General features: G+C 29.5%; 14 protein-coding genes. All 14 read right to left on the bottom strand.

Annotated elements, in window-relative coordinates:
* On the bottom strand, positions 1-237 hold a 237-nt coding region (locus H2280_RS07435), incomplete at its 3' end, for a glycosyltransferase family 2 protein (RefSeq protein WP_337216119.1).
* A 113-nt stretch (positions 238-350) separates the two neighbouring features.
* Positions 351-1,529, bottom strand: a complete 1,179-nt coding sequence (locus H2280_RS07430; RefSeq protein ID WP_337216118.1) for a type II secretion system F family protein — start codon at positions 1,527-1,529, stop codon at positions 351-353.
* Positions 1,516-3,072, bottom strand: coding sequence for a GspE/PulE family protein (locus tag H2280_RS07425; RefSeq protein ID WP_337216117.1), 1,557 nt, complete (start codon positions 3,070-3,072; stop codon positions 1,516-1,518). The genes H2280_RS07430 and H2280_RS07425 overlap by 14 nt, the downstream gene beginning before the upstream one ends.
* Positions 3,065-3,646, bottom strand: coding sequence for a transformation system protein (locus H2280_RS07420; protein ID WP_337216116.1), 582 nt, complete (start codon positions 3,644-3,646; stop codon positions 3,065-3,067). Before H2280_RS07420 ends, H2280_RS07425 begins: the two co-directional genes overlap by 8 nt.
* On the bottom strand, positions 3,643-4,239 hold the full coding sequence (locus H2280_RS07415) for an ATP-binding protein (RefSeq protein WP_337216115.1): 597 nt from the start codon (positions 4,237-4,239) through the stop codon (positions 3,643-3,645). Before H2280_RS07415 ends, H2280_RS07420 begins: the two co-directional genes overlap by 4 nt.
* A complete protein-coding gene (mshL, locus tag H2280_RS07410; RefSeq protein WP_337216114.1) occupies positions 4,232-5,650 on the bottom strand; it encodes a pilus (MSHA type) biogenesis protein MshL in 1,419 nt (472 codons plus the stop codon). Before mshL ends, H2280_RS07415 begins: the two co-directional genes overlap by 8 nt.
* A complete protein-coding gene (locus H2280_RS07405) occupies positions 5,628-5,966 on the bottom strand; it encodes a transformation system protein (RefSeq protein WP_407920013.1) in 339 nt (112 codons plus the stop codon). The genes mshL and H2280_RS07405 overlap by 23 nt, the downstream gene beginning before the upstream one ends.
* A gap of 8 nt (positions 5,967-5,974) precedes the next feature.
* Positions 5,975-9,535 carry a pyruvate:ferredoxin (flavodoxin) oxidoreductase gene (nifJ, locus tag H2280_RS07400; protein ID WP_137623032.1) on the bottom strand — a complete coding sequence of 1,187 codons (3,561 nt, stop codon included), beginning with the start codon at positions 9,533-9,535 and terminating at the stop codon, positions 5,975-5,977.
* Between the two features lie 77 nt (positions 9,536-9,612).
* Positions 9,613-10,260, bottom strand: a complete 648-nt coding sequence (locus H2280_RS07395) for an HAD family hydrolase (protein WP_337216113.1) — start codon at positions 10,258-10,260, stop codon at positions 9,613-9,615.
* The gene (locus H2280_RS07390; RefSeq protein ID WP_137623034.1) at positions 10,257-11,213 is read right to left on the bottom strand and encodes an OmpA family protein; all 957 of its coding nucleotides are present in this window, start codon (positions 11,211-11,213) and stop codon (positions 10,257-10,259) included. Before H2280_RS07390 ends, H2280_RS07395 begins: the two co-directional genes overlap by 4 nt.
* A 117-nt stretch (positions 11,214-11,330) precedes the next feature.
* Positions 11,331-11,720, bottom strand: coding sequence for a 30S ribosomal protein S9 (rpsI, locus tag H2280_RS07385; RefSeq protein ID WP_137620190.1), 390 nt, complete (start codon positions 11,718-11,720; stop codon positions 11,331-11,333).
* A 1-nt stretch (position 11,721) separates the two neighbouring features.
* The gene (rplM, locus tag H2280_RS07380) at positions 11,722-12,147 is read right to left on the bottom strand and encodes a 50S ribosomal protein L13 (protein ID WP_137621578.1); all 426 of its coding nucleotides are present in this window, start codon (positions 12,145-12,147) and stop codon (positions 11,722-11,724) included.
* Positions 12,148-12,351: 204 nt separating this feature from the next.
* On the bottom strand, positions 12,352-12,558 hold the full coding sequence (locus tag H2280_RS07375) for a BspA family leucine-rich repeat surface protein (RefSeq protein WP_337216112.1): 207 nt from the start codon (positions 12,556-12,558) through the stop codon (positions 12,352-12,354).
* Complete coding sequence (locus H2280_RS07370) at positions 12,542-12,814, bottom strand: BspA family leucine-rich repeat surface protein (protein WP_337216120.1); 273 nt, start codon at positions 12,812-12,814, stop codon at positions 12,542-12,544. Before H2280_RS07370 ends, H2280_RS07375 begins: the two co-directional genes overlap by 17 nt.
* Between the last annotated feature and the right edge of the window lie 480 nt (positions 12,815-13,294).

Here is a 13,294-nt window from a genome sequence, read left to right as displayed (position 1 = left end):
TAAATTTCTTGCTGAAGAAATTCCTCCATTCTTTTTATCAAATAAAATAAATCTTTCATCTTTTAAAGTGTATTCTTTAGCAATGTTTAATGAATTTTCATCAGTGCTACCATCATTGACTAAAACAACTTGTAAATTTTTATAAGTTTGATTGATAACACTGTCTAAACATTCTTTTAAATAATCTTGTACATTATATATTGGTATGACTACGCCAACTGTTTTATCATTTTTCATTGTTGTTTTACCTTAGTGTTAAATCATTTCAAATAATAAAAAATCGGATTATATCAAAAAAAAAAAAAATAAAAAATAATATAATATTTATAAAAATAAAAAATATTAATAAATTATAAATTCACTCCAGAGCTAAGTTCCCATATAGGCAGAAAAATACCAAGGGCTAGCAATAAAACAAGTATTGCCACAAATAAAGTCATTAAAGGTTCAAGTAAAACTAAAAATCTATCCATAAGATTTTGCATTTTGTTTTCATAATATTTTGAAATTTCCTCAGTTAAAAATTCAAGTTTAGAACTTTTCATCGCAATATTTAACATAGAAAGCACCAAAGGATCAAACACATCTATTTTCTTAAAAGCATGAGTAATTTCAAGTCCAGAATCCATAAAAGATAAAAGTTTTTTATATTTTAAAATAATTAGCTTATTTTCAAGTCCCAAAATCGCTAAATTAAAAGCCTTAGAAAGTGAAATTCCATTTTTTAAAAGTAAAGAAAAAACCATAAAAAAATAATAATTTTGACTATAAATAATGAAATTTGAAAATAAAGGTATTTTTAAAAAGATAAAATCGCAAATATAAGCAAAAAAATAAGATTTTTTATACATAAAATAAACAAAGATAAAAACAAACACTAATAAAAAAGCAAGTATCGCGATATAATTTTGTAAAAAATCATAAATTTGAAGCATGATGGTAGTTATTAAAGGCAAGTTGATATTTAAATTTTCAAATAAATCTTTAAAATTAGGTATCACATAAAGCATCAAAAAAATAAAAGCCACGCAAACACTAACAAAAACAAACAAAGGATATCTCATGGCTTTTTTAAATCTCTTTTTATTTTCTAAGCTTTTTTCTCTAAGCGTAGCAATTTGCAAAAAATTTTCACTCAATTTTCCAGTGTTTTGTGCTGCTTTTATTAGGGCTAATTCTGCATAATTTAACCCAAAATTAGCGTTTTCAAAAGCAAGATTTAAATTTTGCCCTAAAAGCAAATTATCAAGAACTTTGCTTATACCTTTAAAAGAATGAATTTTTACAAGCTCTTTAAAGGCTTCTTGTATGCTTAATCCAGCTTCGCAAAGCAAGGCTAATTCTTTAAAAAAGAGTATGAAATATTCACTATTTATTTTTTTTAAATGGCTATTTTGTTTTTCTTTAATACTGATAATTTTCCAATTTTTATCCAAAGCTTTAGCTTGTGCAGTGTTTAAATTTTCAGCTCTGATGAGTTTTTTATACTTTTTTTGTGCCTTAATGATTTCAAGCTCATAAAGTTTCATTTAAAACCCTTAAAAGCTCATCTATACTCGTAATACCTTCTCTTGCTTTTTGCAAACCCTGCTCAAACATGCTTTGAAAGCCTTTATTTTTCGCAAGTGCCAAAATTTCACTCTTGCTTTTGTTTTCTCTAATAGCTTGAGAAATTTCATCATCCACCCTTAAACACTCACCAACCAATTCTCTACCTATAAATCCACTTTGATGACAATACTCACAACCCCTAACCTCAAAAAAATTTCCTTGAAATTGCTTGTATTTAGTGCTTTTTTGTTTGCATCTTGGACAAAGCTTTCTGACTAAACGTTGTGCGATAATTAAACTAAGTGCAGAAGCGATTAAATAAGGTTTTGCTTTCATATCTAAAAGTCTATCTATCGTAGAAAGCGCATCGTTTGTATGCAAAGTGCTTAAAAGCAAATGTCCGGTTAAAGAAGCTTTTAAAGCTATATCAAGGCTTTCTTCATCTCTAATCTCGCCTATCATAATAATATCGGGATCTTGCCTTAAAATCGCCCTTAAAGCATTATTAAATTCAAATCCTGCTTTAGGATTGAGTAAAATTTGCTGAATTAAAGGCATTTTATATTCTATAGGATCTTCTGCCGTGATGATTTTCTTTTCTATACTCTTTAATGCATTTAAACAAGCGTATAAAGTAGTACTTTTACCACTTCCTGTTGGACCTGTAAGTAAAATCATCCCATGAGGAGATTTTAAAGCTTTTTTTAAAATCTCAATATTTTTCTTTCCTAAATTTAACTTTTCAAGCTCTAAAATTTCTTTATTGTGCTTTAAAATCCTTATAACCACACTCTCACCGTTTGATAAAGGCAAAGATGAAATTCTAAAATCATATTTTTCTTCTTTAAATTTAAGCTCAAAACTACCATCTTGAGCCTTCCTTGATTCTGCTACATTTAAATGAGCTAAAAATTTAATATGAAAAATCAAAGCTTCATAAATATCTTTTTCAAGATCAACAAATTTCTTTAAAATACCATCCACTCTAAATCTTATCAAAGCATCATTGATCCTAGATTCTATATGAATGTCACTCGTATTTATTTTAAGCGCTTCTTCAAGTATAAAATAAAAAATTTGACTGATACAAGTTTGGTTTTCTTTTACGCCCTCTTGCCATTCAAGTTTAAGTTTGATGCTTAATTTTTTCAACTCATCTTTAATACGAAGAATGTTTAAAAATTTTAAAATTTTAAACTCATCAGCAAATGCAATTTCTATTTTTTCAATATTTGTAAAAATTTTTATTTGTTCTAAAAGCTCCAAAGAACAAGGTTTTGCACTGACTACATATAAAATATTCTCATTTTTTATCGGCAAAACTTGAAATTTTAAAAGTATATTAAAAGGAAAATTTTCACAAAATTTTTCATCAAATTCATTTAACTCAATAAATTTCATATTTAAAAAAGAGGCTAATTTCTTTAAAAAATCTTTACTTTGTATGTTAAAATTTTGATAAATTTGATCAAGATTTATTTTTTGATTTAAATAATCCTCAAATAAATTTTGATCAATCATTCTTTAACTCTTTATCAAATTCAATAAATCCATAAGAATCTAAATAAGCATCTAAAGCTTTTTTAGCTTCATCTTTATGACCTAAGGCTATTTTAGCCTTAGCAAATATCAACCAAGAATCCTCAGCTTTTTTATCTATGTCATTAGCTTTTAACGCCCAAAAAATAGATTTATTATAATCTTTCATCTTATGATACTCACGAGATAAAATTAAAGCCTTTTCATAGCTAGGATTTTTATAAAAATTATTTTTTAATTTAGCAATATTAAATACTTTAGAATCAATTTGTATCTTAGAGATGGTATGATTATTTTCTTGTATGAGTTTTTCTCTTATTATTTTATTTTTTTCCTGCAAGATCTTAGCTTTTATGATGTTTTGCTCCAACTCTTTTTTATAATTTAAAGCTTCTAAAGATATTGATTTTTGTTTATAATGATTTTGCACAATGAAAAAAATAATGCCAATTAGCAAACCGATAAAAAGAAGATAAAATAAATTTTTAAAAAATTTTTTCAGCAAATATTTTTTATAGGCACTTTCAAGATCACGCACTCTTTCTTGCAAATTCATTTTAAAAATCCATTCTCTAAAGCACAAAGTTTTAGTACATAATCTTGACTTTTTGTGTTTTTAAAATAAAGATTGAGTTCGCAAAAACTTTTAAGCATTTTATCAACATATCTTAAATTTCCTTTGTAAAATTTCATTATTATTTTCATTGCTTTATGAGAAAAATCAATATTGAATTTTAATTGAATATATTGATGAAGCTCTTTAATATTAAGCTTTTCAAGCCAAAAAATTGCCTCGAAACGACTTTTAAAATAATCTTTTTCAAAAAGATCTATTTTTTTATGAGAACTCAATATAAAACTCATTTGATCACTATAAATTCGAATAAGTTCTAATATTTTTTCCTCATACATACCCACTTCATCGAGTATCAAAACATCCTTTTTTCTTTTTTTAACGATGTCTTTAAATTCTTTCTCATCTGAAAAAATTTCATCGATATAATCAATGTCATGATATTTTGCTAATCTTTGCAGTAAAACACTTTTGCCACTCCCGCTCAAACCACAAATTAAAATCAAGGTTTTATGCTTTAAACTCTCATTTATCTTTGAAAAAATTTCTTCCCTTAAATCCACAATTTTATTCATAATGTTTAAATCCTAACTCCCTAAGACTTGGAAAATTAGCATTATCAACTATGGTAGGTGTTATGATAAAAACAATTTCTGTCACATCCGATATCTCCTCATCAGATTTAAATAAAGCTCCTATTAAAGGGATATTAGACAAAAAATTAACAGAATGCTTATTTTCACCATTATTTCTTGAAATAAGCCCACCCAAAATAAGAGTTTGATTGTTTTCAACCTGAACAACGCTTGATAGCTTTTTTTGGATCGTATCTGGAGCAATAGTGCGTGGCTCTTTTTGCCTTTTCTTATCTTCTGGATATTTAAAATCGCTTAAACTTGGGTTGATTCTAAGCATTATTTTGCCATCATCAGAAATTTCTGGTAAAATATTAAGCAAAATTCCTATAAAAATAGAATAATTACTATAACTTTCACTCACCGTTGTTCCGTTTTCTGTTCCTTTGGAACTTTCTTTAACTTGATAATTGATCGTATCTCCAACTGAAATAATAGCTTGCTGATTATTTAAAGCCATGAGTTTAGGATTAGAAAGCACATAAGTTTTTCCATTTTGAGAAAGAAAGTTGATAATAGAATCAAAATTTAAATTTGCCCTAAAACCTAAATTTTTCACAAAACCTTGTCCATTTTGAAAATGAATAAAAGAATTTTCACCACTTTTTGTTTTGAAATTAAAATCCAAATTAAAATTTTGCCAATTGATGCCGCTAGAATGGCTTTTATTTAAATTTACAGCGATAATACTAACATCAATAATCACTTGCTTTTTTAAACGATTTTCAAGTTTTTGCAAGTATTCTCTAACGCGTTCTAGTTGAGAATGAGTGCCTGTAACTATTATAATTCCAGCATTTGAATTGACTATGGGTGCTTTTATTTCATAGCTTTCATGAGAAGAATTAAGCAACATAGTGATTTCTTTTTCTATATTTTGCCAAAAATCAAATTTTTCCATGCTTTTAATCATATTATCTTCATTATCTTCAGATGAAGTTTTAAATTCACTTTGCCTTGGTTTTGCATCCACTGAAGCTTTAGTGATACTTTGACCTTCTCTAACTGAAGTGATATAACTTATTTTAAAAATCTTTGTTTTTAAGGCTGAAATTTTCAAAACCTTGCCGTTAAATTCATAAAATAAATCATGCTCTTTGATAAAAAGATTAAAAATCTCATCTAAACTCATTTGATGTATATTAATATCATTTTGAATGGTTTTTAATTTTTCTTTAGCGATCTTATCTTTTACGATAATACTAAATGAACAATAATTTGCAAGTTCTCTAAGACTTTCTTCCAAACTTGTATTTTCATGGATATTGATATCAAATAAACGTTTTTGGCAATCTAAAGCATAAAGAATTTGAGTAAAAAATAAGATCTTAATAAATATTAATCTTAGCATTGGTTTTAAAATTGATTTTAAAATTTAAATTATCGTATTGTAATACTATATCTTTTTTATTGACTTCAACAATCAAAGCACCGTCAATTCTATCACCTTTTTTATACCAATGGTTATTGATTTTTACTTGATCTAGCATGATAGCTGCTATATTAAGTTTTTTGATTTTCTCAAGGGTAGGATTTAAGAAAGGATTTTGAAGATTTTCAAGATCTACATCGCATTTAGAATTTAAAGATCTGAAATATTCTTCAAAATCATCTTGTGCCATTAAAAAAGTAAAAAACAAACAAATGGCACAAAAAAATCTTTGCATTGCAAATTTTAGTTTTCTAACTCGTTACTAAAATCAGCCATAGCAATACGTTTTAATTGTCTATAACGACGTTGCGCATCTTTTTTGTTTCTTTCAAACAATTCTTTTGCATGATCTGGGTTTGATTTTTTCAAAGCATTGTAACGAACTTCATTCATTAAAAAGCTTTCATAAAGATCCCATTCAGGCTCTTTACCAGCTAAGGTTAATGGATTTTTTCCTTGCTCTTCTAAACGAGGATCAAAAGTATAAAGTGGCCAATAACCGCATTTTGTAGCAAGCTCACTTTGCTCCCCAGAATAACCAAGACCACCTTTGATACCATGTGCTATACAAGGAGAATAACAAATAACCAAAGAAGGACCATCATAAGCTTCAGCTGCAACCAGTGCTTTAACCAAATGACTATAATTTGCAGCAGAATTAACTTGAGCTACATAAATATAACCATAAGTCATTGCAATTTGACCTAAATCTTTTTTCTGAATAGGCTTACCTGCAGCAGCAAATTGTGCTACGGCACCAGTACGAGATGATTTAGAGCTTTGACCTCCAGTATTAGAATAAACTTCAGTATCAAGTACTAAGATATTTACATTCTCACCACTTGCTAAAACATGATCAAGGCCACCATATCCAATATCATAAGCCCAACCGTCACCACCGAAGATCCAATGAGATTTTTTGCTTAAATATTGTTTTAAATCTAGAATTTCTTGAACTGCTTTAATATCTTTATTTTGCTCTAAAATTGGAACTAATTTATTTCTAATTTCAACTGAAGCAGTACTATCATTTTTATTTGCAATCCAATCTTTAAAAAGCGCTGCTAAAGCATTAGGCACTTGCTGCATATTTTCATTCATAATGGCTTCAATGCGGTGTCTTGTATTTTCAGTAGCAACCTTCATCCCTAAACCAAATTCTGCATTGTCTTCAAATAAAGAGTTACCCCAAGCAGGACCATGTCCATTTTTAACACTTTTTCTATAAGGAGTAGAAGGAGCTGAAGCACCATAAATTGAGCTACAACCTGTTGCATTAGCAATGATCATTCTTTCCCCGAATAATCTTGTGATCAAGGTAATATAAGGAGTTTCACCACAACCTGGGCATGCACCATGGAATTCAAACAATGGCTGTGCAAATTGTGCGCCTTTTGTGCTTTCTTTATTTAAAATTTCATCTTTGTAAGTGATTTCTTTAAATAAATAATCAGCATTTTCTTGCTCTCCAAAATCCATTTCTTCTTGAAGTGGAACCATAACTAATGATTTTTCTTTAGTTGGGCACTCATGAACACAAAGCTCGCAACCTGTACAATCAAGAGGAGAAACTTGAATTTTAAAGCTTAGTTTTTCACCTTTAGTTCCTTTAGCCTCTAAAGCGTGTTCTTTCACTCCACGTGGAGCTTTCGCCATTTCTTCATCATTAATTAAGAATGGTCTAATAACCGCATGTGGGCATACAGAAGCACATTGATTACATTGGATACAATTTGCCTCAATCCATCTTGGAACCATAACACCCACACCACGTTTTTCATACTCGGTAGTACCGTGTTCAAAACTTCCATCTTCGTGACCTAAAAACGCTGAAACAGGTAAATCGTCACCTTTAGCGGCATTCATAGGTTTAACGATTTTTTCAACAAATTCAGTACCTTTGTAAGCATTAGTTTGTTCTTTTTCTTTGATTTCTAGATTTTTCCAGCTAGGATCTACTTCTACTTTTACAAGTCCATCTGCACCTACATCAATAGCTTTGTAATTCATTTCTACAATAGCATCGCCTTTTTTGCTATAAGATTTATAAGCAAATTCTTTCATATATTTTTGCGCATCTTCATAAGGAATGATTTTTGCAAGTTTAAAGAATGCTGATTGCATAATAGTATTTGTACGATTACCAAGTCCTATATCACGTGCTAATTTTGTTGCATTGATGATGTAGAAATTAATTTCTTTCTCCGCTAAAGTCTTTTTAACAGAATCAGGAATTTGTCTGATAGTTTCTTCAGCACTCCAAATACTATTTAAAAGGAAAGTTCCACCTTTTCTAATTCCTGCTAATACATCATAAAGTTCGAGATAGGCTGCTACTGAACAGGCTATGAAGTGAGGTGTTGATACAAGATAGGTTGAGCGAATTGGTTTTTTAGAGAAACGCAAATGACTTCTTGTATAACCCCCTGATTTTTTAGAATCATACGCAAAATAAGCTTGTGCATAAAAATCAGTTTTATCCCCGATAATTTTAATAGAGTTTTTATTAGCGCCTACTGTTCCATCGGCACCTAAACCATAGAATAAACATTCTATTGTACTTTCGTCTCCAAGAGAAATTTTTTCACCGGTTGGTAAAGATGTATGAGTTACATCATCGACAATACCTACTGTGAAACCATTTTTAGGGTTATCAAGTTTTAAATTTTCAAATACAGCGATCATTTGTGCAGGATCGACATCTTTAGAAGAAAGTCCGTATCTTCCACCTACAATAATTGGTGCATTTTCTCTTCCATAGAAAGCTGATTTTACATCAAGATAAAGTGGTTCTCCTAAGCTACCTGGCTCTTTAGTTCTATCAAGCACTGCGATTTTTTTAACTGATTTTGGCATTACATCAAAGAAATATTTTAAGCTAAATGGTCTATAAAGATAAACTTTGAAAACACCAACTTTTTCACCTTTCGCATTTAAATAATCCACAACTTCTTCAAGAGCTTGAGTTACAGAACCCATAGCAATAATAATGCGATCTGGCTCTTTGTGTCCATAATAAGTAAATGGTTTATATTCTCTACCAGTAATTTTTGAAATTTCTTGCATATATTCATTAACAACATCTGGCAAAGCATCATAAAAACGATTTGCTAATTCTCTAGTTTGGAAATATATGTCATCATTTTGCGCTGTTCCGCGTGTTTTTGGATGCTCTGGATTTAAAGCACCATTTCTAAATTCAAGTAGAGCTTTTCTATCTAACAATCTATCAAAATGTTCATAATCCATCACTTCGACTTTTTGAATTTCATGACTTGTTCTAAAACCATCAAAGAAATGTAAAAATGGAACTCTACCTTTAATCGCAGCTAAATGCGCTACTCCGGCTAAATCCATAGTTTCTTGAACAGAATGAGAACAAAGCATCGCAAAACCAATTTGTCTTGCTGCATAAATATCTTGATGATCCCCAAAAATCGATAAAGCTTGAGATGCTAAAGAACGTGCTGCAACGTGTATAACACAAGGTAAAAGTTGTCCTGCAATTTTATACATATTTGGAATTTTCAATAATAAACCTTGAGATGCAGTATAAGTTGTTGTCAAAGCACCTGCTTGTAACGATCCGTGAACACTACCTGCCGCACCTGCTTCACTTTGCATTTCTACAATTTTTACAGGCACTCCAAATAAATTTTTCTTTCCTGCAGCAGCCCATATATCGGTATAGTCTGCCATAGGGGAACTTGGAGTGATAGGGTAAATACCAGCTACCTCTGTAAAAGCATACGCTGCGTAAGCAGCAGCTTCATTTCCATCCATAGTTTTCATTACTTTACTCATTAAGACCTTCCTTAATCAATATTTTTTATCAGCAAGACTATACTACGAATTCTCTTAAAAGGTGTTTAACAAAAACTTCAAATTTGTTTAATATTTAGTATATGGCAAATTGCTTCGTACGCATTTGAAAAAATTTGAGAATACCTCTTTAATTCATTCTCATCGCCATAACCACAACTTAAAGCGATAGGAGTGATATTAGCCGCTAAAGATGCTTGTACATCCAAAATAGTATCGCCAATCATATAAGCATTTTCTTGAGTTTTGTTTAATTTGTCCAATGCTAAAAGTATAGGTTCTGCATCTGGCTTTGGATTTTTAACATCATCAAGAGTAATTAAAGTTTTAAAAAATTTTTTAATTCCTAAAGATTCAAGCAGAATAGGAGTAAAAGTTCCACCCTTAGTTGTCACTATACCCAAATCAGCAAAATCATAAGCAAGATGTAAAGCTTGATCAGCTTTTGGAAGTAAAGTTGTTTGTTCTAAATAAATTTTAGAATAACATTCACGATAAATTTTAGCAAATTCATCGATCAAATTAAAACAATGAGGATAGAGCATCGCAAACATATTTTTTAACGGATGGCCTATAAGATCTTTAATTTTTTCATCTTCTTTTACATCCAAATTAAGAAATCTTAAGGCATCCTTGAATGAATTTAAGATGGCATTTGTAGAATCTATCAAAGTGCCATCTAAATCAAATAAAATAGTATATTTCATTGTTTTTGCTTGAGTATAAATTTAGCCTCTACTCTTCTATTATCAGCTCTTCCTTCTTTAGTTGCATTACTAGATCTTGGGTGCTCTTCACCATATCCTATGGTCTTAATACGATTTTTATCAACTCCATATTTTTCAAGCTCTTTAGCAACACTTTGCGCACGTTTTTGTGAAAGTTTTTTATTGTAAGCTTTTGAACCTATATTATCAGTATGTCCTTCGAGTATAGTATTATAATTTTTATTTTCATCTAGGATTTTAGCAATTTTCTTAATTTTTTGGCTAAAAACTGGATTGATATTAGTTTTATTAAACCCAAAATGCCCCTCTAAGGAAATTACTTTTTGTTTGCCACTTTCATCAAGTACATATGTTTCTGCTTGTGTATTTTCTTCAATTTGTCTAGTTTTGGATTCATTTTTTACACTTTGTTTTTTTTCTCCACCAAAACCAAAACTAATACCTAAGGTTGTAACCCAATTATGATTAGCATCATTAAAATTAATTTGATCCCTTGTTTCAAGTCTTAAAGCTAAAGAATCACTTAAACTAAATTTAATTCCTGCTCCATATTGTCCAAATCCGCCACTTTTATTATCATAGGCAGCATTAGAAAAATTCTCATAACCACCTCCAGCTAGACCATAAAAATAAAATCTTTTATTTAAATCAAATCCTTTGATCGCATTTAAATAAGTTCTAGATATATCTGTAGTTTCATGAGTATTAGCATATTTTACATTAGAATAATACTCAAAACCTAATTCCACTTGATCTAGCCAAAAATTATCAAAATGATAGCCGAGTCGAATTCCAGGAGCATAACGATTTTTCATATCCAAATTACCTTCAAAATAATTATAATTGAAAGTTGGAGTCACTTCAAATTTAATATTTTGATCGGCACCAAATAAAGTACTTACTAAACCTAAACCCAATAATAACCTTTTCATAAAAAATCCTTCAATTGATAATAAATTTTAAATGTAAAGATTATAACATAAAAATAGAAAAAGAGAGAAATAATTAAAGTATAAAAATAAGCAGCGAGAAAAATCTCGCTGTAAAGATTAACGTTTAGAAAATTGTGGGCTTCTTCTTGCTTTGCGACGACCGTATTTTTTACGTTCTACAGTTCTGCTATCTCTTGTTAGAAGTCCTTTTGGTTTTAATAAGGCTCTAAAATCTGCATCCATAGCCGCTAAAGCTCTTGCAATACCATGTCTTAAAGCTTCAGCTTGTGCGCTATAACCACCACCTAGAGTAGTCGCTTTAATATCCATAGAAGTTTCTTGCTTAGTCGCAAGTAAAGGTTGAACCACTTTAAGCTTAATAGCTTCATGTCCGCCAAGCCAAGTATTTAAATCAACACCATTAACGCTGATTTTACCACTACCTGGTTTTACCCAAACTTTTGCAATAGCGGTTTTTCTTTTACCTGTTGCATATGTTGTTGCCATATTATTTTCCTTCTTTAGCAATTTGTGCTGTATGTGGATGCTCACTGCCAGCATATATTTTTAGTTTTTTAAGCATTGCTCTACCCAAATTTGTTTTAGGAAGCATACCTCTAACTGCTAATTTATATAATTTAGCAGGATTTTTTTGAAGTAAATCTCCAAATTTTTCACTTTTTACACTTCCAAAATATCCAGAATGTCTATGATAAAGCTTATCTTCAGCCTTATTAGCACCTGTAAATACAGCTTTTGATGCATTGATAATGATTACATAATCTCCACAATCAACATTAGGTGTAAAACAAGGTTTATTTTTACCTCTTAAAATTGTCGCTACTTCGGTTAAAAGACGACCAAATCTTTTTCCTTCTGCGTCTAAAACAATCCATTCTCGCTTTACTTCGTTTGGCTTTGTTATCTTTGTCATATTTTTTACCTTTGCCAAAAATTTAAAATGTGATTGTATAAAAAATAATCTTAATATTTACTTAATTTAAGTTTAAATAAAGAAATAATTTTAATAAACCCGCAATATTATTGCAAAATAAGATATAAATTTAATTCACCTCAATAAAAAACTAGGAAATTAATTCTTTAATTTCCTATTAAATATCTTATAAATCAATATTGTTTATTGTTTTGTTTTCGTTTTATACCACTTTGGTGGATTATACTTTAAAGGACATCCTAAAAACGCATTTTTACATTCTTTTAAATTTGCAAGCTCCCAATTATCCAAACATTGATCAAAACAAATAGCTTTTCGAAAAGTTTCTTCCATAGAAATTACTTTGCTTACATTCCAAGTACTTATATCGCCATTATAATGTAAAAGCACAATAAAACATTTTATTAATATTTTTCGCTTTACTCATATCCCATTTATTTAAATTTTGATTAAAATATCTCGCATGTTCAAACATAGAGATAAATTCTTGACCTTTTCCTACATCCCATTTGCTTAAATCAATATTCATATTTTCACAATGATAAAAACAATTAGGGAAATTTTTAATATGCGAAACATCCCAAGATTCTATCCCGTCAAATCTTTCTCTGTACATAAAAGCACTTTCAAGTGAGTTAAGATATATTAAATTAATACAATCTAGGCTACTTTAGCGATAAGATAATCTTCTTTATCTTACGCATATTCTACTAAAAATATAAGTTCTATATTATTCATTGGACAATAAAGTTGATTTTGCATAGCTGGTTTTTTACCAAAAAGTACTTTGGAAAAATTGGAACTTTTAAGCGCCTCTTCTGCATTTTTACCATTTAGTATAGACTTTAATAACTCTTTAATCTTGCAATATTACAGCTTTTTTTGCAGCAGCTATATCTGACTCGAGAGTTTCCCTTATTCTAATCAATGCAATTCGATAAAAAGATTTTGGAGCCTTATATTTATCATCAAAAAATTCTTTATAAAATAAACTTAAAAACTTTTCGCAAGCTTATATAGCATCTTTAGCGATTGTAATATTTAGATTTTCATTTATCAAACACACCGCTTCAAGTGCTCTAGCATTTTTTATAGCCTCCAAAAACCTTTTATCGCTTATTTTGCT

This window comes from Campylobacter sp. 2457A (genome assembly GCF_020135895.1).
Lineage (GTDB): Bacteria > Campylobacterota > Campylobacteria > Campylobacterales > Campylobacteraceae > Campylobacter_D > Campylobacter_D taeniopygiae.
Note: the sequence above shows the minus strand (reverse complement) of the source record. Positions and strands in the feature narration are given on the sequence as shown.